The 19,836-nt window shown below is 63.7% G+C and carries 18 protein-coding genes; 11 read left to right on the top strand and 7 right to left on the bottom strand.

Features of this window, described 5'->3' with window-relative positions:
• Nucleotides 1-52 precede the first annotated feature (52 nt).
• Together ubiB and coaBC are read left to right on the top strand one after the other, a co-directional pair.
• Nucleotides 53-1,627, top strand: a complete 1,575-nt coding sequence (gene ubiB / locus NKI58_RS10210; RefSeq protein ID WP_352785565.1) for a 2-polyprenylphenol 6-hydroxylase — start codon at nucleotides 53-55, stop codon at nucleotides 1,625-1,627.
• 65 nt (nucleotides 1,628-1,692) lie between these two features.
• Nucleotides 1,693-3,150 carry a bifunctional phosphopantothenoylcysteine decarboxylase/phosphopantothenate--cysteine ligase CoaBC gene (coaBC, locus tag NKI58_RS10215; RefSeq protein ID WP_352620311.1) on the top strand — a complete coding sequence of 486 codons (1,458 nt, stop codon included), beginning with the start codon at nucleotides 1,693-1,695 and terminating at the stop codon, nucleotides 3,148-3,150.
• On the opposite strand, the gene NKI58_RS10220 is transcribed toward coaBC, so the two are convergent.
• Nucleotides 3,147-4,604 (bottom strand): MFS transporter, encoded by a 1,458-nt coding sequence (locus NKI58_RS10220; protein ID WP_352620313.1) that lies wholly within the window; start codon nucleotides 4,602-4,604, stop codon nucleotides 3,147-3,149. The two genes, coaBC and NKI58_RS10220, sit on opposite strands and share 4 nt — an antisense overlap.
• Before the next feature lie 1,058 nt (nucleotides 4,605-5,662).
• Between NKI58_RS10220 and NKI58_RS10225 the strand changes: the two genes are divergently transcribed.
• Genes NKI58_RS10225 through NKI58_RS10235 form a run of 3 tightly spaced genes read left to right on the top strand, consistent with a single transcriptional unit; the run spans nucleotide 5,663 to nucleotide 9,149 of the window.
• On the top strand, nucleotides 5,663-7,177 hold the full coding sequence (locus NKI58_RS10225; protein ID WP_352785570.1) for an efflux RND transporter periplasmic adaptor subunit: 1,515 nt from the start codon (nucleotides 5,663-5,665) through the stop codon (nucleotides 7,175-7,177).
• Nucleotides 7,178-7,189: 12 nt separating this feature from the next.
• Complete coding sequence (locus tag NKI58_RS10230; protein ID WP_352588246.1) at nucleotides 7,190-7,933, top strand: ABC transporter ATP-binding protein; 744 nt, start codon at nucleotides 7,190-7,192, stop codon at nucleotides 7,931-7,933.
• A gap of 37 nt (nucleotides 7,934-7,970) precedes the next feature.
• The gene (locus NKI58_RS10235; RefSeq protein WP_352785573.1) at nucleotides 7,971-9,149 is read left to right on the top strand and encodes an ABC transporter permease; all 1,179 of its coding nucleotides are present in this window, start codon (nucleotides 7,971-7,973) and stop codon (nucleotides 9,147-9,149) included.
• Between the two features lie 147 nt (nucleotides 9,150-9,296).
• On the opposite strand, the gene NKI58_RS10240 is transcribed toward NKI58_RS10235, so the two are convergent.
• From NKI58_RS10240 to NKI58_RS10260, 5 genes are all read right to left on the bottom strand, one after another.
• Complete coding sequence (locus tag NKI58_RS10240) at nucleotides 9,297-9,770, bottom strand: DUF992 domain-containing protein (protein WP_023675329.1); 474 nt, start codon at nucleotides 9,768-9,770, stop codon at nucleotides 9,297-9,299.
• Nucleotides 9,771-9,894: 124 nt separating this feature from the next.
• Nucleotides 9,895-10,752, bottom strand: coding sequence for a tetratricopeptide repeat protein (locus NKI58_RS10245; RefSeq protein WP_352576190.1), 858 nt, complete (start codon nucleotides 10,750-10,752; stop codon nucleotides 9,895-9,897).
• 161 nt (nucleotides 10,753-10,913) lie between these two features.
• Nucleotides 10,914-11,186, bottom strand: a complete 273-nt coding sequence (gene rpsU, locus NKI58_RS10250; RefSeq protein WP_023675331.1) for a 30S ribosomal protein S21 — start codon at nucleotides 11,184-11,186, stop codon at nucleotides 10,914-10,916.
• A gap of 265 nt (nucleotides 11,187-11,451) precedes the next feature.
• Nucleotides 11,452-11,838, bottom strand: coding sequence for an SET domain-containing protein (locus NKI58_RS10255; RefSeq protein WP_023675332.1), 387 nt, complete (start codon nucleotides 11,836-11,838; stop codon nucleotides 11,452-11,454).
• A gap of 108 nt (nucleotides 11,839-11,946) precedes the next feature.
• Nucleotides 11,947-12,705, bottom strand: coding sequence for an SDR family oxidoreductase (locus tag NKI58_RS10260; RefSeq protein ID WP_352576188.1), 759 nt, complete (start codon nucleotides 12,703-12,705; stop codon nucleotides 11,947-11,949).
• A 198-nt stretch (nucleotides 12,706-12,903) separates the two neighbouring features.
• Between NKI58_RS10260 and NKI58_RS10265 the strand changes: the two genes are divergently transcribed.
• Nucleotides 12,904-13,644 carry a hypothetical protein gene (locus tag NKI58_RS10265; protein ID WP_352785579.1) on the top strand — a complete coding sequence of 247 codons (741 nt, stop codon included), beginning with the start codon at nucleotides 12,904-12,906 and terminating at the stop codon, nucleotides 13,642-13,644.
• A gap of 48 nt (nucleotides 13,645-13,692) precedes the next feature.
• Here NKI58_RS10265 and NKI58_RS10270 read toward each other — a convergent pair whose 3' ends face one another.
• Complete coding sequence (locus NKI58_RS10270) at nucleotides 13,693-14,061, bottom strand: YrdB family protein (RefSeq protein ID WP_352853182.1); 369 nt, start codon at nucleotides 14,059-14,061, stop codon at nucleotides 13,693-13,695.
• Nucleotides 14,062-14,267: 206 nt separating this feature from the next.
• Between NKI58_RS10270 and NKI58_RS10275 the strand changes: the two genes are divergently transcribed.
• The 5 genes from NKI58_RS10275 to NKI58_RS10295 are packed head-to-tail and all read left to right on the top strand — an operon-like array spanning nucleotide 14,268 to nucleotide 19,809.
• The gene (locus NKI58_RS10275) at nucleotides 14,268-15,521 is read left to right on the top strand and encodes a sarcosine oxidase subunit beta (RefSeq protein WP_352785585.1); all 1,254 of its coding nucleotides are present in this window, start codon (nucleotides 14,268-14,270) and stop codon (nucleotides 15,519-15,521) included.
• A gap of 2 nt (nucleotides 15,522-15,523) precedes the next feature.
• On the top strand, nucleotides 15,524-15,943 hold the full coding sequence (locus tag NKI58_RS10280) for a hypothetical protein (RefSeq protein ID WP_352785588.1): 420 nt from the start codon (nucleotides 15,524-15,526) through the stop codon (nucleotides 15,941-15,943).
• Nucleotides 15,944-15,951: 8 nt separating this feature from the next.
• Nucleotides 15,952-16,248 carry a sarcosine oxidase subunit delta gene (locus NKI58_RS10285; protein WP_352644114.1) on the top strand — a complete coding sequence of 99 codons (297 nt, stop codon included), beginning with the start codon at nucleotides 15,952-15,954 and terminating at the stop codon, nucleotides 16,246-16,248.
• Complete coding sequence (locus NKI58_RS10290; protein ID WP_352785591.1) at nucleotides 16,245-19,238, top strand: sarcosine oxidase subunit alpha; 2,994 nt, start codon at nucleotides 16,245-16,247, stop codon at nucleotides 19,236-19,238. Before NKI58_RS10285 ends, NKI58_RS10290 begins: the two co-directional genes overlap by 4 nt.
• Nucleotides 19,231-19,809 (top strand): sarcosine oxidase subunit gamma, encoded by a 579-nt coding sequence (locus tag NKI58_RS10295; protein ID WP_352576180.1) that lies wholly within the window; start codon nucleotides 19,231-19,233, stop codon nucleotides 19,807-19,809. The genes NKI58_RS10290 and NKI58_RS10295 overlap by 8 nt, the downstream gene beginning before the upstream one ends.
• Nucleotides 19,810-19,836 lie beyond the last annotated feature (27 nt).

Raw genomic sequence — 19,836 nt, forward strand, 5'->3', positions numbered from 1 at the left:
GTACTCAATGTGCTCTTCGCCGGTCTAGGAAATCGGCGAGGCAAAGCCAGCCATGAGCAGCATCGGCGCTGGTTTCAGGCTCGTGCGGGCCGGCTGGGTGCTTGTGCGCGAGGGCGTCATCGCGGCTTTGCCCGGCGACGAGCTCTTCGGCTTGCCGAAATTCGGCTGGCGCATGGCCCGGCTATTCACCCGCCGTCGCGCGCTTGCCTATGAGCGCGGCGACAGGCTGGCCAAGGCGGTCGTGCGGCTCGGCCCATCCTACGTCAAGCTCGGCCAGTTCCTGGCGACACGGCCGGACGTCGTCGGAAACGATATCGCGCTCGATCTCGCCATGCTGCAGGACAAGATGCAGACGTTTCCCAAGGCCGAGGCCATAGCGGCGATAGAAGCATCGCTCGGACGCAAGATCGACGAGCTCTATGTCAGTTTTGGCGAGGCCGTCGCCGCCGCCTCGATCGCCCAGGTTCATACCGCCGAAGCCCTGCAGGACGGCGTCATTACCCGGGTAGCAGTAAAGGTCATCCGGCCGGGCGTGCGCCGCCGCTTCTTTCGCGATCTGGAGAGCTATTTCCTCGCCGCCCGGCTACAGGAAAAATACATCCCGTCGTCGCGCCGGCTGCGGCCGGTCGAGGTGACGGAGACGCTGGCCCAGACCACCAAAATCGAAATGGATTTGAGGCTGGAGGCGGCGGCTTTTTCGGAGCTCGGCGAGAATACCAAGGACGATCCCGGCTTCCGTGTGCCGTCGGTCGACTGGGAGCGCACCGGTCGTGACGTGCTGACCATGGAATGGGTCGACGGCATCAAGATGAACGATATTGCCGGCTTAGCCGCCGCCGGCCACGACCTGAAGGCGATTGCCGCCAACCTCGTTCAGTCGTTTCTGCGCCATACGCTGCGTGACGGTTTCTTCCACGCCGACATGCACCCGGGCAACCTGTTTATCGAGGCCGACGGCACCATCGTCGCCGTAGACCTCGGCATTGCCGGCCGGCTCGGCAGGAAGGAGCGCCGGTTCCTCGCAGAAATCCTCTACGGCTTCATCACGCGCGATTATCAGCGCGTCGCCGAAGTGCATTTCGAGGCCGGCTACGTGCCGCGCCAGCACAATGTCGCGGCCTTCGCCCAGGCGATCCGGGCGATCGGCGAACCGATTCACGGCCAGCCGGCCGAGACCATCTCGATGGCCAAGCTGCTGACGCTGCTGTTCGAGGTGACCGACCTATTCGACATGGCGACGCGATCCGAACTGGTGCTGCTGCAGAAGACCATGGTCGTTGTCGAGGGCGTCGCCCGCACCCTCGATCCGGCCTTCAACATGTGGAAGACGTCGGAGCCGGTGGTCAGCGGCTGGATTGCCCGCAATCTCGGCCCGCGCGCGCTGCTGGCCGATGCGCGCGACGGTGCCAACGCGCTGCTGGCGCTGGCCCGCCAGGCGCCAGACCTCGCCGCCCGCACCGAGCGGCTGTCGCGTGAGATCGACCTGATGGCCGAAAACGGCCTGCGCTTCGACGAAAGGACTGCGCGCGCCATCGGCAAGGCCGAGGCACGCTACACCCGCTCCGGCCGGCTGGCGCTGTGGGTGATCGCGCTGACGCTGGTGTATATCGCCTGGCGTATATTCTAGCGCTTGTTGCAAAGTGATTGCATTGCTATCATTGCACTCAGAACTTCCGGGCAAGGTGCAATCAGATGGCCAGCATCACGATCCGCAACCTTGATGACGAGGTCAAGGACCTGCTGCGCCGACTGGCGGCGGAGAATGGCCGGTCGATGGAAGACCAGGCGCGGGTGATGATCCGCGCAGCGGTCGAAGGTCAGTTCGGTTCGGCCGGTCGCATCGACCAGATCGAGAAAACACTGCGCGAACTGACGAGTTCGCAGAGTCCGGCAACGCCGGTGGTCGCCGTCTCCAGCCCGCGAGGCATCCTCTCCGGCAAGCGCATCCTGCTGATCATCGGCGGCGGCATCGCCGCCTACAAGGCGCTCGACCTGATCCGCCGGCTGCGCGAGCGCGGTGCGGCAGTGCGGGTGGTGATGACCGCGGCGGCGCAGGAGTTCGTCACTACGCTGTCGGCCGGGGCGCTGTCCGCCGACCATGTTTTCACCGAACTGTTCGATCGGCAGGACGAGCACGACATCGGCCATATCAGGCTGTCGCGCGAGGCCGACCTTTTGGTCGTGGCGCCGGCCACCGCCGACCTGATGGCAAAGCTCGCCAACGGCCACGCCAACGACCTTGCCTCGACGGTGCTCATCGCCACCGACAAGGAGGTTTTGATGGCGCCGGCGATGAACCCGAAAATGTGGGCGCATCCGGCGGTCCGCCGCAACCGCGCGATGCTGGGCAAGGACGGCGTCGCATTCGTCGGCCCGGCGAAAGGCGAGATGGCCGAAAGCAACGAGGTGGGCGAGGGCCGCATGGCCGAGCCGCTGAAGATCGTCACCGCGATCGAGGCGCTGCTCGACAGCCGGCCAAAGCCGCTGGCAGGCAGGAGGATCATCGTCACTTCCGGACCGACGCATGAACCGATCGACCCGGTGCGCTACATCGCCAACCGCTCGTCGGGCAAGCAGGGCCACGCCATTGCGGCGGCGCTGGCCAGGCTCGGCGCCGATGTGCGTCTCGTCTCCGGCCCGGTCGGCATTGCCGATCCGGCCGGCGTTGCCACGCTGCACGTCGAAACCGCCGTCGAGATGAAGGACGCGGTCGAGCAGTTGCTGCCGGCCGACGCGGCGGTGTTCGTCGCGGCTGTCGCCGACTGGCGCACTCAAAGTTCGGCCGGGGAAAAGATCAAGAAGATGGCGGGCGAGGGGCCGCCCTCGCTGCAGATGGTGGAAAATCCCGATATTCTTGCCGGTGTCGGGCACCACAAAAAGCGGCCGATGCTGGTGGTCGGTTTCGCCGCGGAGACGCAGGATCTGGTCAGGAATGCCGAGGCCAAGCTCGCAAAAAAGGGCGCCGATCTTATCGTCGCCAATGATGTCTCCCATGAAGATGGTTCCCCGGGCGTGATGGGCGGCGACCGCAACAAGGTGCGAATCGTCTCGAAGGCCGGCGTCGAGGAATGGCCGGAGATGAGCAAGGACGAGGTGGCGACGCGGCTCGCGGCACTAATCGCCGACCGGCTGAAGACGGTCGTTGTCTAGTCAATCTCCCCCACGGAGATTGACAGCTTCGCCGGCTTCGTGTCGGTCGTCCCCGAAATCCGCAGGGCGGCGAGGCATCCCAGGATGCCGAGCGGTATGAAGGCGAGGAACAGCCAGGCGGCGACGTTCGCCGCGGCCTCGCGGTTCAGGCCTTCGGAAAAGCCGCTGGCGTTGGCGACGATGCCGGTCAGTGCCGCACCCACGGCATAACCGATGCGCTGCATGGTCGGCACAGCGGCCGAGGCGATCGTCTGCTCGCCTTCCTTGGCCGATGCCACGATCACACGCGTGACGAACGGCCAGGCGATGCCGAAACCGCCGCCTTGCAGCAAGGCACAAAGCAGGATCAACGGGATAGAGCCCGCCGGCACCGTATAGGCGAAACCGGCGACGCCCGTGGCGATCATCAGCGCCCCGCCGACGATGATCAGCCGCTCTCGCTCTGGCGGCGCATTGGCGACGAGGATCGACAGGATCGACCAGGCGATCGATTCGGCGGCGATGATGTAGCCGGTGGTCAGGATCGGAATGCCGTGCAGGCTGGTCAGAAGCAGCGGCCCGTAGACCGCGAACGAGCAGGTCGCCACCGAAAACGCAGCGACCATAGTCATGCCCGCGCCGACCGGCGAGCGCCATGAGAACAGCCGCGACGGGAACAGGCGCGAGCGCGGCTTCAGTGCGTCGATATAGATAAACAGCGCCAGGCCGATCAGGCCGAGGGTGAGCAGCAGCGACGAGCGCAGCAGGGCGATGTCGACGCCGGCAGTGGCAATCAGCACGACGCTGCCGGCGAGGCAGCCAAGTGCCGCAAAGGGGAAGGGCGGCGCCGAGCCGCCCTTCGCCTGCGGCCTCGTTGCTTCAGGCGTATCGAGCACGAGGAAGCTTGCCAGCGCCATGGCCGTGCCGCCGAGGGTGAAGACGCCGAAGGCCCAGCGCCAGGACGAGAATTCGGTCATGACCGCGCCGAGCACCGGCCCGCTGAAGGCGGCGACACCCCAGATCGCCGACATGACGCCGAAAAGCTGCGGCCAGATCGCGCGGGCAAACAGCCGCTCGACCGAGACGAAGGCCAGCGACACCAGCGCGCCGCCACCGAGCCCTTCGATCAGGCGGCCGCAGAGGAACAGCGGCATCGAAGGCGCGGTGGCGCAGACCAGCGCGCCGACGGCATAGAGCATTGCGGCGACCATCATGTTGGTACGCAGCGCGACATAGCTCACCAGCCGTCCGGCGGCCGCACCGGCAACGATGGCGCCGAACTCGTAGATCGCCAGCGACCAGCCGACCAGTTGCACGCCGGCGAGGTCGCCGACCATGGCCGGCATGACCGTTGCTACCATGGTTTCATTGGTGGCGTGCAGCAGGATGCCGAGGCCGATAAAGCAGAAGCGCGCCAGGTCGCCGCTCGCCCACAGCGCGCGCCAATCGACCCCGTTTGTGCTTGTTTTGGTCATCCAGCCCCCCGAGCTTCCCTAGACGCTGGTCTAAAATATTGGAGCGCTCTTCGTCTCCAAATAGGCACGCGGCGCTTCGGGGACGGCTTGTAAAACCTCAACCGCAGTTGAGTTCAAGCGGTTTCCGGTGTGCTGAGATGATGATGTAGGCGGGAAGCCAGGGTGATCGTGCATCTCGGCTCCACGATCAACCCGCTCTGCGGCGCAACTGATACTGGCTGACGCCGATTGCGATGTTCACGCCGTTCTACCAATCGATTTAGCAGCACCTCAACCGACGTATATCCCAGATACTGGTTGCCAGCTTCCGCAAATATGGTTAATATATTAGCAAGAAGAAATATTCCCGCTTACAGTCGTACTGGAGCACGACAATGGGCGCTGCCGATTTGCGCAGGCCAAGTATTGCGGCGATTCTGTGCGCCGCAGAGGGCCCTTCATCCGAAAGAGTCTTGTCACTCGAAAGAGTCTTGGGAGGCCCGGCGGCTTAAAGCCGTTGCTGGCGGCCTCATAACTTCCGCATCCCCCAACAGCATAATCGATCGAGCCGAATCGAGGGCTTTGTTGCGCCCTCATGCTGCCGACCAGTGCCAGAGATGGCCTGCGCAGCACCCTCTAGCTCTGGCAAATTCGGAGGAGAATATGATTGTTGGACATAGTGGTTTAAAGATAGCCGCGGTTGCGGCTTTCTGGGGTGGAACACTGTTGCTCGGAACAGGCGGGGCGCTGGCGCAGAACGCCTGTCCTGGCGTGTCGGCGACGCAGTGCACGGACTTCTGCGGCACCGCTGGCGTGGCTTCCTGTACAAAGACGGGGTCGGTTCCGGACTGCGTGTGCAATGAGACCCCGAAGGATGTAAATGGCAATGCGTTCGGCACGGCAACGCAGGACACGGCTGAAGGCCAAGGCAACATTGGCAACAAGACCGAGACGGCCTGCGAGGGTAATCCCGGCCAATGCAAGCAGTAACATCCGGAATTTTCGAATCAACGTCGATGTATTTGGCTGTTGACAGGTTTATTCTATAGGTTTGTAGAATTCCTCTGCGGCACTGCCAAGTGCAGATTAAAGAGCCGGAAGGGATTACCTTTCCCTTCCGGCTCAGAGGTGGTCAGAACATGATGCGCAGCGTTTTGTTCGTTACAGTAATCCTCGGCGCGGCGGTAACGCCCGGGAGTTCGATGGGACCGACGCCATCGGCGACTTCCGGCCAGGTTTTGTCGGCCTTCAATCAGCTCTCAGCTCTCCTCAAGCCGTCCTCCATCAGGCCCGATACCCCCGCCTATCGCTCGCAAGCCGTGGAGCGCGGCCATATCGTCACAACGGTGCAGGCGGCTGGCACGCTGAACGCGCTAGTTATGGTGGAAGTCGGTTCTCAGCTCTCGGGTCGGGTGAAGGAACTCTATGTCGACTTCAACTCCAAGGTCACCAAAGGCCAGGTCATAGCCCGGGTTGAGCCGGAGATTTACGAAGCGAGAGTAGCGCAAGCCCTTGCCGAACGGGAGATGGCGCAAACGCAGGTTTCGGTACATCGGGCGCAGATCGAGCGGGCCAAGGCAGAGATGGAGACCGCCGAGGCCAGATATGATTCTGCAGCCGCACAGACTACACGCGCCGAAATCGCGCTCGATGGCGCGGCGCAGGAAGTGAACCGCAAACGTTCTCTGGCTAAGCAGAAGATCATCGCGGTGGGAGAATGGGAGCGGGAGAATACCGCGCACAATTCTGCCAAGGCGCAGGCGACTGCCGCCCAGGCCGAGGAACTGTCGCAATCGGCAGTCGTTCGAGCCGCCAAGGCGACCCTTAACATGGCAGAAGCGGAGCTCGCCAACACGCTTGCCCAGGTGAAGCAGAAGGAAGCGGTGCTTCAGCAGGCCCAAATTGATCTTGACCGCACCTATGTACGCGCGCCGGTCACCGGCACAGTGGTCAATCGCGCCGTCAGTGGCGGTCAGACCCTGGCGGCTAGCCTGCAGACCCCGATACTGTTCACCATAGCTCAAGACCTGACTGAGATGCAGGTGGAAGCTTCTGTGGTGGAAGCCGACATTAGCCGTTTTGCGCTCGGGCAGCCGGTTACTTTCACTGCCGATGCCTATCCCGACCGAATTTTCACCGGCACGGTAAAACAGATACGCAAGGCACCGCAGGTCGTTCAAAACGTCGTCACATACATAGTGGTGGTCGGTACGCAAAATTCCGATGAGCTGCTGTTGCCCGGCATGACCGCCAATCTGAGCGTGGTAATGGCCAAGCGACAGGGGGTCTTGAAAGTGCCCAATGCGGCCCTGCGTTTTCGGCCGCCGAGTGATACCGGGGACGAGGCGCGATCGACCGCGCCGGCCATTGCCAAAACGGGCGTAGAGGCGGGAAGCCCGGGCGAGGTATTTGTATTTGGGCCAGACCGCGAGCCGAAGCTTGTCTCGCTCCGGCTTGGAATCACCGACGGTCGTGCAACAGAGGTGCTGGCAGGCGACCTGACTGAGGGGCAGCAGGTCATTACGGGGCTTGCTACTACTCCGCGTCGGGACGATGACGCGTCTTCCGTCCTGGTCAAGTTCCGGTTGTGGTGAGGTCAGGTATCCATGGCTCTGATTGACGTCGACCGGCTGCGCCATTGCTACCGTGTTGGCGGAGAGCCGGTGTGGGCGCTCGAAGGGGTGACCATGACGATTCAACGAGGCGAATTCGTCGCGGTGATCGGATCTTCAGGATCGGGCAAGTCTACCTTCATGAACATACTGGGCTGCCTCGACAGTCCCAGTGAAGGCCGCTATCGGCTGAACGGGGTAAACGTCGGTGGACTCCATCACGATGAGCTCGCTGCGATCCGCAATCGCAACATCGGTTTCGTGTTTCAGTCGTTCAATCTGCTGCCGCGGGCCAGCGCACTGGAAAATGTGGAACTGCCGCTTGTCTATCGCCGCATGTGGGCTGGTGAGCGGCGGCGCGCAGCGCTGGCGATGCTGGCCAAGGTAGGGCTCGCCGATCGGGCCAGACATACTCCTGCCGAACTCTCGGGCGGACAACAGCAGCGCGTTGCCATTGCCCGTGCCCTGGTGACGGAGCCCTTACTTTTACTGGCCGATGAACCCACTGGTGCGCTCGACAGCCAGACAGGGCTGGAGATCATGGCAATTTTTCGCCGACTCAATGGAGAGGGCCTGACCATTGTGCTGGTCACCCATGAGGCTGAGATAGCTGCCCATACGGATCGCATTGTAGCCTTTCGAGACGGCCGCGTTCTGTCAGACACCCCTGTCATACAGCAGGTCCGACCTTTGGATGACACTCGCCGTCTAGCGCTGGCGTACAACAATGTCCGGTAGCACAAGAACCGCCCTGCGATCATTACGCTCCCATCGTATGCGCAGCGCGCTCACCATGTTGGGCATCATCATCGGTGTGGCCGCTGTCGTGGTGATGATCGCGATCGGGGTTGGTGCGCGCGAACGGATCACCGCGCAGATCCGCAGCCTCGGCGCCAACCTCATCAGCGTCAGTCCGGGCAGTGCGAAGATGGGCAGCGTGCGGCTTGGGGCCGGTGGCGCGCCGCGGCTGAGTGAAGAGGACGCGGCGGCGATCGGAATGGAAATCCCCGGCGTCGTGGTGGCGGCGCCACTCCTCCACGCCCGCGAGCAGTTCACGATCGGCTCCGCCAATTGGCAAGGCGTGCTTCGCGGCGTGACGCCGGAATATTTCTCAGCGCGCGAGTGGAGGGTTATTGCCGGGCAGGAGATGACCCCGGAGGACAACAACCGCGTCGCCAACGTGGTGCTCCTCGGAACGACGATGCGGGAGAAGTTGTTCGGAAAAGCCGATCCGCTGGGCGCCGCGATCCGCATCCGCGACGTGCCGTTCACGGTGATCGGACTGCTGGAGCGGAAGGGCCAGAGCGTGTGGGGCGATGATCAGGACGATGTGGCACTTGTGCCGCTGAGGACGGCGCGACGTCAGTTCATTGGCACGAGCCGTGCCAATCCGACCTTCGTACACAACATCACCGTCAAGTTCGCCGATTGGACCTCGGCCGAGGACACGATGGCAGCGATCCGCCAACTCCTGTGGCAGCGTCACCGGTTGCGGACGGGTCAGGAAGACAGCTTCATGGTGAGCAACCTCGCCGAAGCTGCGAATGCCGAAGGTTCGACCACACGGGTGGTGTCGCTGCTGCTTTCGGCGGTGGCCTCAATTTCGCTGGTCGTGGGCGGGATCGGCATCATGAACATCATGCTGGCGACGGTGACGGAGCGGGTCCGCGAGATCGGACTGCGGCTTGCGGTGGGCGCGCGACGGCGAGATATCCTTGCCCAGTTTCTCGTTGAGGCAGCAACGCTTGCCCTGCTCGGGGGTATTCTAGGTGCTGGTATTGGGATTGTTGCTGCAATCGCCGTTGGGTCTATCGCTCAATGGCCGGTGATCATCGATCTCAGCGCCGTCCTGCTGGCTATCGGCTTTGCCGCGGCTGTAGGCGTCTTTTTCGGCTACTATCCCGCCCGCAAGGCCGCAAGCCTACAGCCGATCGAAGCGCTGCGCGCAGAATGAGTTTGGCGCCACCGCGCGATCATCGGTCAATTTCGAAGCCGCATGGCGCCCAATCAAAAGGCTGCCACGCGCCGGCGACTACGCGGCGCGGAACCGTCCTATCCCGGCGCATGATGAAAGGCCACGGGCCGTATTTGCCAGAGGCCGCTATTTGAACGAATGGATCAGGTCCAGCGAAGTGACGGCGACCGCCAGGTTGACGCCGGTCTGTGCCTGGACACTGAGCGGCTGCAGCGAAAAGGCGCTGTCGAGGCCGCCGACCAGGAGATTGGCGCCGCCACCGGTGACCACGCTGGCCTCGGCGTTCACGCCATAGTAGCTGCCGGCAAGGTCACCTTCATCGTGGTTGCGGGTCGCCGCCAGAACCGCCCATACCAGCTGGCCCTGATGCGTCCGGCCGACATCGACGCCGAGCTTGGAAATCACCCCGGTATAGACTTCGGAGGGGCCGCCACGATGCGGACGAAAGACACAGGAAACACCCTTGTTGGAGGTGACGAGATAGGCTGTGCCGCCGTCGATGGTGCAGTCGAGCACGCCGAGCTGGAGCTTGCTGGCGCTGGCGGGAGCGGCAACGACGGTCGTGGCGAGAGCAGCGGCACAAGCGAGTTTCTTGATCATGGCAGGGTCCTTTCGAAATTGCCTTGTACAAACGGCTGAGCACGCCGAGCGTTCCGCCGAAAACTTGGCGCCAGCAAGGCGAAGCTAAACGCAGGGTTGTCGGAGTGCGGAAACGGAGGCCCGATTAACCGGCCGCTGAGCCGGCACTGGTGCGGGCCAGGCCGTCCTTGGCCGGCTGGTAGGTCGGATTGAGGTGCACGGCTTCGCGGTAGGATTTCGCGGCCCTGACCTTGTCGCCGCGCCGCTCGTAGATCAACGCCTGGTTGGACCAGGCCTCGGCATTCTTGCCGTCGAGCTTGATGGCCATGTTGAAGTCGGCGAAGGCATTGTCCTCGTCGTTCATGGCAAGGTAGGAGAGGCCGCGCCCATTGTAAGGCTCGGAGGCATCCGGCGCCAGCGAAATGGCGGTCGAGAAATCCTCGATGGCAAAGGCGTGCTGGCCCTGACTCTGGTAGATCAGGCCGCGATTGTGATAGGCGCGCGCATCGGTCGTGTCGAGCTGGATGGCCTTCTGGAAATCGTTGAAGGCTTCCTGGACCCGGCCCGCCCTGCGGTAGAGATTGCCGCGGCCGATATAGGCGGCGTCATAGTTGGAATTGATCTGGATCGAGCGGTTGTAGTCGGCGAGCGCGCTGGCCTGATCGCCGAGGAAGCGCTGGATGAGCGCCCGGTTCGAATAGGCCTGGTAAAAATTCGGATTGAGCTGGATGGCGGTGTTGAAGTCCTTCAGCGCCGCCTGGTACTGGCCGCCGCGGCCATAGGCCGAGCCGCGCACATTGTAGGCTTCCGGATCCTGGGGGTTGCGCTGGATCACCGCCGACAGCGAGGAGATGTTCTCGCTCGAGGCTTGCGCCTTGTCGATGTTGTTGAACTCGCCGGTCGGAACGCTCTGGCAGCTGGCAAGCGCCATCCCGGAAAGCAGGGCTGCCGTCAGGGCGAGGCCGCGCCACGCGGTTCTGCGCTCTACGGTGATTGCGTCCATGTCTGCCCTGTCCTTACTGCGCCGTCTGGTCCGTTCCCCCTCCGAACCGGCATCTCTCCCAACCGGTCCTCCCGGACCGGGTCGAACTCACAACAAAAAGGTGGCGGCGATTCCGCATCGCGCCACCTTGGATATCCTTGGAAAAGGACGAAAAATTGACGTCAGAACCGCGGCGGACGCGGAGCACCGGCACCGGCAGCACCGGCCGCGACCGGACGCGGCGTCATCGGCAGCAGGCCTTCGCGCTGGGCGCGCTTACGGGCCAGCTTGCGGGCGCGGCGCACGGCTTCCGCCTTTTCACGGGCGCGCTTCTCGGAGGGCTTCTCGTAATGTCCGCGCATCTTCATTTCGCGGAAGATGCCTTCGCGCTGCATCTTTTTCTTGAGCGCGCGAAGCGCCTGATCAACATTGTTGTCGCGGACGAGTACCTGCACGTGCAATCCTGTCTTTCGGGTTTGAAATCAACAGGCAAGCGGCCATAGCCGCAAGCCTCCGCGGCGCGTTACACCACGAATTGGGGCGGCTGATAGCAGAATCAAGGGGCGCTGTCCACAGCCAATTGAGAGGCGGTGCCGATCCCGAAACGAAAAACCCGCCTCGGCGGGGGTCGTTGGTGTGAATCAGCACCATATCGAGTTTAGTAGCATAGCTGCCGGCACAAAGCAAGAACAAAATTCGCCTCGGGCCAGATAGGCGCCGCTACGCGGTGGCCAGGTGGAGCTGCTCGAAACCCTCGAAGAACTCGCCGTAGTCGCAGGTTATCTCCTCGCCGGCGGCGATGTCGCGGGTTGCGGTGGCCCCGCCATATTGCGAAAAGTCGGTGTTCGGCTTGTCGGCGTGGTTCATGAAGCGGCCATTGTCGACCTCATAGACCATGAAGCCCGGCCGGTCCGGACTGGGATAGGCATATCTGTCGAGCAATTCCTTGAGGTGCGGCGGCGCTGCCTCGTATCTTTCCATCGGGATCAGCCGGTCGAAGTCCGGATCGAGCCGCCAGATCTGCGCCCCTTTCCGGATAGGCTCGGCGGCGAACACGCCGACGCCTTCGATTGCGCTCGCGGCGATATAGGTTCTGATCAGCAGCATGTTTCCAATCCGTCTTCGAGGCGAAGACGGAATCGTCAAATCGCCGGAAAAAGCAAGACCGGTTTTCAGGCATTGCGGCGTGCGGGCCTACGCCAACCGCGAAACGCTTCACGTCCGGGTGATCGAGACACCGCCGTCGGCGAACAGTGCCGTGCCGGTGGTGAAGCTCGATGCATCGGAAGCCAGGTAAAGCGCCGAGCGGGCGATCTCGTCAGGCTCGGCGACGCGCTTCAAGGCATGCAGGTTTTCGACGAAGGCCCGCGATTCAGGTGTCTTGAATGTCGCCGAAGGCGTGTCGGTGCCGCCCGGCAGCAGCGCGTTGACTCGAATCCCCTTGGCGCCAAATTCGGCGGCCAGCACCTGCGTCAATCCGATCAGTCCGGCCTTGCTCGCGGCATAGCTGGTCATGCCGGGCATGCCGACCGTGTAGCCGACGAAGGTGGAGGTGAAGATCAACGAGCCGCCGCCGCGTTCGACCATCGCCGGCACCTGGTATTTCGCGCCGAGAAAGGCGCTGGTCAGATTGGTATCGAGCGTCTCGCGCCAGCCCTCCAGCGACAGCTCCGAAACCGGCCCCATCCTACCGACCGAGCCGGCATTGTTGAAGGCGATGTCGAGCCCGCCGAATTTCTCGACCGCCAGGTCGACCAGGGCTTTTGCGTAGGCTTCGTCACGGACATCGCCGGCAAGGGCGACGGCCGTGCCGTCGGCGTCTTCGATTTCGGCAACCAGCGCATCGAGTTCCGCCTGGCGGCGGGCGGCGACGACGAGCCTGGCGCCTTGCTCGGCAAAGAGCTTTGCCGTGGCGCGGCCGATGCCGGAACTGGCGCCGGTGACGATGGCAACTTTGTTGGCAAGTGCGAGCATTTTTTCTGCATCCTTTTTTCGCGCCGGCTCTGGCCGGCAATCGGGATGCTTGGTCGCAAATCGGGGCGGCGTGAACCACCCGATACACGCGCTGCCCTCGACAGCGCTTCTTGACGTCCGCTTGCCACCAGGCTACGGACCGTCATCCAAAACTCGCGGGTGGACGCGCCACCCATTCCAATGACCCCCCAAGACATAATGAGCAAGTTGTTGGCCCCCGGCTTCGAGGGCGACAGCGAGTTGACGTTCGCTCTTCAATCGGCATTTGGCAAAGGCTTTCCGTTAGAAAACCTCCGGCCGCTGCTGACGTCCGGCAACCTTCATACACAGGCCGCCGCCGTCTTTTTGACGGCGGAAGCCGGTTCCAAAATTAGCTACAAGATGAATTGCGTCGTCGCGGAGATCGCCGATCTGCTCGACAGCGAATCTTCGGGCATCCGGTTCGACGCGATCGAGGCGCTTCTAGGGTGCACGACCCCTGCGGACGGCGCCATCCTCGGCCGCGTGATGCTGCGGCTGGATGACGGACATGCCGGCGTTCGGTGGAGAGTCGTCCAGTTCATCTGCTTTGCAGAGCGCTGGCAGCTAAGGCTTGCGGTGGAAAATGCTGCCGCGCTTCGCCCGGACTCGGCTTTCACGACACTGGTCAATGCTTATGGTCACTATATCATGCCGAGTGCCAAGGACCTGCCACGGTTGCTCGCGAATCCGGATGCGGTGTTGCGGCGCTTTGCTGCGGCAGTGGCTATCAGGCCGCGCGAGGTGATCGTCGAGCGCTTCGTGGCCATGGCGGAGCAGTCGGACGATGCGGAAATTCGTCAAATCGCTGCCGATTGCCGCAAAGGTTATTTGCGGGCGACCTATGCGATTGGGCCGTCCATCCTGAAGCGTGCTCCGGCTGACCCCTCAAAAGGCGAAGCTCAGAAGAGCGACCAGTGAAAGCACGGCGCAAAACGGCAAGCGCCGTCGCAAACAGGGGCAAGGCGACTATTGCCTAAGCAGCCAGCCGAGCCGATCGAGCGAAAATGCGTAGCTGACGGCGATCAGCAGGGCGACGGCAATGCCGGCTGTCGTGTAACCGGCCAGGTTGAATCCGGCAGCGCCGCCGAACAGGATGACGAGTTCGAGCACCAGCCGCAAACCGCCCGGCACCGGAACCGGCGCCCGCCCCGAGCGGCTCGGATCGTTCGGCACCGCGAAGATTCCCCAGAGCGCGGCGGCAACGAACGGCAATGCCACGGCAAGTATCCAGCGCCACATGCTCGCTGAGAGGCTCCAGCCCGCCATGCCGAGGCCGAGCAAAGCGGCGAGCTCCAGCAAGAAGCGCAATGTCAGATTCCACCAGACGTTACCCACCGCCATAATCCTCCGACCGTCAGGCGACGGATAGCGGTGGAAGGCAATTGCATCAACCTGCCCGGATGCGGCTTTTTCGCCACGGCGCAAAACGGCAAGCGCCGTCGCAAACAGTGCAAGGCTGGCAGCACGGTTTCGCTAGTGATACAAGCTCGCGCGCCGGGGTTGGCTGATCTGCCCGGCCGCCATTTGCGAGGCCTGCGACGTTGAAGAAATACTCGGTATTCGCCATTGCCCGCGAGGCCATGCGCGGCCATAGAGGCTGGGAGGAACAGTGGTCCTCGCCGGAGCCGAAGAAGGAGTACGACGTCGTCATCGTCGGCGCCGGCGGCCACGGCCTGGCCACCGCCTATTATCTCGCCACCGTGCACGGCATCACCAACGTCGCGGTATTGGAAAAAGGCTGGCTCGGCGGCGGCAATACCGGCCGCAACACCACCATCATCCGCTCCAACTATCTCTATGACGAGAGCGCCGGCATCTACGACCACGCGCTGAAACTGTGGGATGGGCTCAGCCAGGAGCTCAACTACAACGTCATGTATTCGCCGCGCGGCGTCATGATGCTCGCCCACAACATCCACGACATCCAGGTGCTGAAGCGGCACGTCCACGCCAACCGGCTGAACGGCATCGACAATGAATGGCTGACGCCGGAGCAGGCCAAGGAATTCTGCCCGCCGCTCAACATTTCGCCCGGTGCGCGCTACCCGGTTATGGGTGCTGCCCTGCAGCGCCGCGGCGGCACGGCGCGTCACGATGCGGTCGCCTGGGGCTATGCGCGCGGCGCCTCGGCGCGTGGCGTCCACATCATCCAGAATTGCGAGGTCACCGGCGTCAAGCGGGCGCCGAACGGCGCGGTCACCGGCGTCGAGACGACGCGCGGCTTCATCGGCGCCAGGAAGGTCGGCGTGGTTGCCGCCGGGCACTCATCGGTGATCATGAACATGGCCGGCGTGCGCATGCCGCTGGAAAGCTATCCGCTGCAGGCGCTGGTGTCGGAGCCGGTCAAGCCGGTGGTGCCTTGCGTGGTGATGTCGAACACCGTGCATGCCTATATCTCGCAGTCCGACAAGGGCGAACTGGTCATCGGCGCCGGCACCGACCAATATGTCTCCTATTCGCAGACCGGCGGGCTGCACATTTTGCAGCATACGCTGGACGCCATCTGCGAGATGTTCCCGATCTTCACGCGCATGAAGATGCTGCGCTCATGGGGCGGCATCGTCGATGTGACGCCGGACCGTTCGCCGATCCTGGCCAAGACGCCGGTGCCCGGCCTCTATGTCAATTGCGGCTGGGGCACAGGCGGCTTCAAGGCGACGCCGGGTTCGGGCCATGTCTTTGCCCATACGATCGCCAGGGACGATCCGCACCCGATCAACGCGCCCTTCACCATCGAGCGCTTCCGCACCGGCCGCCTCATCGACGAGGCGGCGGCGGCGGCGGTGGCGCACTGAAGATGACCGTGATGGCCGTCGCCATGCCGCTGATGCTCGCCGGCGAGCAGGGCCTGTTCCATATCCCCACGCCAGAGGAGGTGCGCCTGCAGCCCATCAGCCGCGTCGGCAATGAAGCGGATTGGCCGTTTTCCGTCGACGAGGGTGTACTCGCCTGCGCCTGGAGCGCCGGTCAGAGAGTGGTCACCTTTATGGAGAACCGGCCAGCCGATCTCGAGGAAGGCGAAAAATTCGAGCGGCGCTACGTCATCGTGACGACCGAACCGATGACGCTTTCGGTCGGCAATATGGCATATCGCGACCTTTTCCGCCCGGTAGCCAGCATCGAGCAGCGCATCCGGCTGGTCGCGCCCTTCGTGACGATGGGCCAGAGGCTTTGCGACCAACCTGCCGGCGCTCGCGTCGGCCACGGCGAACTGTAGGACCAACCATGCTTCTCATCCGCTGCCCCTATTGCGAGGAAGAGCGTCCGGAGCTCGAATTCCGCAACGCCGGCGAGGCGCATATCGCGCGTTCCCCCAACATCGCCGGCGAGACTGACGACGACTTCGAAAAGTTCTTCTTCATCCGCTCAAATCCCAAAGGCATCATCTATGAGCGCTGGCGGCACATGCATGGCTGTGCGCGGTTCTTCAATGCCGTGCGCGACACCGTCAGCGACAGGTTCCTGATGACTTACAAGGCCGGCGAACCGAAGCCCACCAAGCTGCCCGGAGCCGCCAAATGAGCGCCACGTTCCGCATTGCCGGCGCCGGGCGGCTCAAGCAGGCAAAGTTAGCTGGCTTCAGCTTCGACGGCCGCCCCTATAGCGGCATCGAGGGCGACACGCTGGCCTCGGCGCTGCTTGCAAACGGCGTCCATCTCGTCGGCCGCTCGTTCAAGTACCACCGGCCGCGCGGTTTTCTGTCGGCCGGCGCCGAAGAGCCGAACGCGCTGGTCGAGATCAAGCGCGACGCGGCACGCAAGACGCCGAACGTGCGTGCCACGGTGCAGGAACTCTATGACGGATTGACCGCACAGTCGCAGAACCGCTGGCCGTCGCTCGCTTTCGACATCGGTGCCGTCAGCAGTATTGCCTCGCCGATGCTTTCGGCCGGCTTCTACTACAAGACCTTCATGTGGCCGAAGGCCGCGTGGAAAAACCTCTACGAGCCCAAGATCCGCGCCGCCGCCGGTCTCGGCGTCGCTCCTGACCAGCCGGATCCCGACCACTATTCGGCGCGCTTCGCCCATTGCGAGGTGCTGGTGCTTGGCGGCGGTGCCGCGGGCATCGCCGCGGCATTGGCCGCGGCCGAGACCGGCGCGCGCGTTATCCTTGCCGACGAGCAGGCGGAATTCGGCGGCAGTCTGCGCTTCGAGATCGGCGCGAAGATCGAAGGCCAGGACGGCTTTTCCTGGGCGCAATCGGCTCTCGCCAAGTTGAGCGCGATGGACAATGTCCGCGTGCTGCCGCGTACCACGGCCTTCGGCTATTACGCGCAGAATTTCGTCGGGCTGGTCGAGCGCGTCAGCGACCATCTGCAGAACCCCGGCCGCGACCTGCCGCGCGAGCGGCTGTGGCAGGTTCGCGCCAAACGCGTGGTGCTGGCGACCGGCGCCATCGAGCGCCACATGGTGTTTGCCGACAACGACCGGCCGGGCATCATGCTGGCGTCGGCGGCGCGCACCTATCTCAACCATTACGGCGTCGCCGTCGGCAGGAATATCGGCGTCTATACGGCGAACGATTCCGCCTATGCGGCGGCGATCGACCTGAAAAAGGCCGGCATCAACGTGGCGGCGATTGTCGACCTGCGCGACAACCCGACCGGGCCGGCGATCGACGAGGCGAGGGCGCTCGGCATCGAGGTCAATTTCGGCCGCGCGGTGATCCGCGCCGGCGGCAAATTGCGGGTGTCGTCGATGACCGTACAGCCGAAGAATGGCGGCGGCGAACGCACCATGCCGGTTGACGCAATCCTGATGTCGGCCGGCTGGACGCCATCGGTGCATCTGTTCTCGCAATCGCGCGGCAAGGTCGCCTTCAATGACGAGACCAAGCGCTTCGTGCCCGGAATTTATGCGCAGGACTGCGTATCGGTCGGCGCCTGCAACGGCACCGACGGGCTGTCGGCGACGATCGACGAGGCCTACGCGGCCGGCGCCAAGGCGGCCAAGGACGCCGGCAGCAGGCCGGCCAAGGGCACCAAGCCGAAGGTCGACGCCGGCGAGAGCTGGTCGCGCGGCATGCTGGGTGCAGCACCCGGTGCCGGATCGGATACGACGGTCAAGGCCTTTGTCGACTTCCAGAACGACGTCACCGCCAAGGACATCCGCCAGGCAGTGCATGAGGGCATGCGCTCGATCGAGCACGTCAAGCGCTTCACCACCAATGGCATGGCGACCGACCAGGGCAAGACCTCCAACATGCACGGCCTGGCGATTGCCGCCGAGACGTTGGGCAAGCCGATCCCGCAGGTCGGGCTGACGACGTTCCGCGCGCCCTATACACCGGTGACATTCGGCTCGATCGTCGGGCACGCGCGGGGTCCCCTGTTCGACCCGACCCGCAAGACGGCGATCCATCCCTGGGCCGAGCGCCAGGGCGCTGTATTCGAGGATGTCGGCCAGTGGAAGCGCGCCTGGTATTTCCCGAAGCCGGGCGAGGACATACATGCCGCCGTCGACCGCGAATGCGTCACGGTGCGCAAGACAGCCGGTCTGTTTGACGCCTCGACGCTGGGCAAGATCGAGGTGGTCGGGCCGGATGCGGCCAAATTCATGGAACTGCTCTACACCAATCCATGGGAGAAGCTCGAGCCCGGCCGCTGCCGTTACGGCATCATGCTGCGCGAGGACGGCTTCATCTATGACGACGGTGTCGTCGGCAGGCTTGCACCCGACCGTTTCCATGTGACGACGACGACCGGCGGCGCGCCGCGCGTCATGAACCATATGGAAGACTATCTCCAGACCGAGTTCCCGCATCTCAACGTCTGGCTGACCTCGATCACCGAGCAATGGGCGGTGATTGCCGTGCAGGGACCGAAGTCTCGCGACATCATCGCGCCGCTGGTCGAGGGCATCGACATGTCGGATGAGGCGCTGCCGCATATGTCGGTGCGCGAAGGCCGGATCTGCGGCGTGCCGACCAGGCTGTTTCGCATGTCGTTCAGCGGTGAGCGCGGCTTCGAGGTCAACGTGCCGGCCGATTACGGCGAGGCAGTCTGGGAAGCGCTATGGGCCGAGGGCCAGAAGCATGGCGCCTGTGCTTACGGCACCGAGTCTATGCATGTGCTGCGCGCTGAAAAGGGCTACATCATCGTCGGCCAGGATACCGACGGCACGGTGACGCCCAACGACGCAGGGCTCGACTGGGCGGTCGGCAAGAAGAAGACCGACTTCGTCGGCATTCGCGGCATGGCGCGGCCGGATCTGGTCGCCAAGGGCCGCAAGCAGCTTGTCGGCCTGAAGACGAGGGATCCCAAGGTGGTGCTGGAGGAGGGCGCGCAGATCGTCGCGGACCCGAAGCAGGCAATCCCGATGAAGATGATTGGCCATGTCACCTCGAGCTATTGGTCGCAAAATTGCGGCCGCTCGATCGCGCTGGGGCTGGTCGCCGGCGGCCGCGAGCGCCAGGGCGAGAGGCTCTATGTGCCGATGCCGAACGGGGTGATCGAGGTGGAGGTCACCGGCATGGTGTTCTTCGACGAGAAGGGGGAGCGCCTCAATGGCTAAGGCCGCTTTGAAAACCGACGCCGCCGGACCCTCAGTCGAACGCCGTCCGGCTCTCGCCGGCCAGTCGCTTTCCGCCGCCGGCGTTACACTTGCCGTGCTGCCGCCGGCCGAGCGCATATCGCTGCGCGCGCCGGAAGCCTCGATTGCGGCTCTTTCGAAAGCGCTCGGCGTCGTCCTGCCGCAAAGGCCGAAAACCTCGGCGGCAAAGGCCGGACGCACGGCCTTGTGGCTCGGGCCGGACGAATGGCTGGTCATCGACGAGAGCGGAAAAGATCCGCTCGCCGACTGCGCCAGCATTTCCGTACTGCATTCGGCGGTCGGCATCTCGCACCGCAACGTCGCCATATCGGTTACCGGTCCGGCTGCCGCGGCGACGATCAATGCCGGCTGCCCGCAGGATCTGTCGCTCGACGCCTTTCCGGTCGGGGCGGCGTCGCGTACCATTCTCGGCAAGGTCGAAATCGTGCTGTTGCGCACGGCGGTCGACGCGTTCCGCGTCGAATGCTGGCGTTCCTTTTCCGATTATGTCTTTACTTTTCTGTCGGAGGCAGCGCGCGACGCGGCAGCATAGGCATGTTCGCCGCGCCCGACCGTTCTG

The sequence above is a fragment of the Mesorhizobium sp. M0522 genome (assembly GCF_040321085.1).
GTDB lineage: Bacteria > Pseudomonadota > Alphaproteobacteria > Rhizobiales > Rhizobiaceae > Mesorhizobium.

Coding starts and splice junctions, on each gene's coding strand:
- NKI58_RS10280 (WP_352785588.1), top strand. CDS start 15,524: ATGACCGTGATGGCCGTCGCCATGCCGCTGATGCTCGCCGGCGAGCAG.
- NKI58_RS10290 (WP_352785591.1), top strand. CDS start 16,245: ATGAGCGCCACGTTCCGCATTGCCGGCGCCGGGCGGCTCAAGCAGGCA.
- NKI58_RS10240 (WP_023675329.1), bottom strand. CDS start 9,770: ATGATCAAGAAACTCGCTTGTGCCGCTGCTCTCGCCACGACCGTCGTT.
- coaBC (WP_352620311.1), top strand. CDS start 1,693: ATGGCCAGCATCACGATCCGCAACCTTGATGACGAGGTCAAGGACCTG.
- NKI58_RS10235 (WP_352785573.1), top strand. CDS start 7,971: ATGCGCAGCGCGCTCACCATGTTGGGCATCATCATCGGTGTGGCCGCT.
- NKI58_RS10285 (WP_352644114.1), top strand. CDS start 15,952: ATGCTTCTCATCCGCTGCCCCTATTGCGAGGAAGAGCGTCCGGAGCTC.
- NKI58_RS10245 (WP_352576190.1), bottom strand. CDS start 10,752: ATGGACGCAATCACCGTAGAGCGCAGAACCGCGTGGCGCGGCCTCGCC.
- NKI58_RS10295 (WP_352576180.1), top strand. CDS start 19,231: ATGGCTAAGGCCGCTTTGAAAACCGACGCCGCCGGACCCTCAGTCGAA.
- NKI58_RS10255 (WP_023675332.1), bottom strand. CDS start 11,838: ATGCTGCTGATCAGAACCTATATCGCCGCGAGCGCAATCGAAGGCGTC.
- NKI58_RS10230 (WP_352588246.1), top strand. CDS start 7,190: ATGGCTCTGATTGACGTCGACCGGCTGCGCCATTGCTACCGTGTTGGC.
- NKI58_RS10260 (WP_352576188.1), bottom strand. CDS start 12,705: ATGCTCGCACTTGCCAACAAAGTTGCCATCGTCACCGGCGCCAGTTCC.
- NKI58_RS10265 (WP_352785579.1), top strand. CDS start 12,904: ATGAGCAAGTTGTTGGCCCCCGGCTTCGAGGGCGACAGCGAGTTGACG.
- NKI58_RS10220 (WP_352620313.1), bottom strand. CDS start 4,604: ATGACCAAAACAAGCACAAACGGGGTCGATTGGCGCGCGCTGTGGGCG.
- ubiB (WP_352785565.1), top strand. CDS start 53: ATGAGCAGCATCGGCGCTGGTTTCAGGCTCGTGCGGGCCGGCTGGGTG.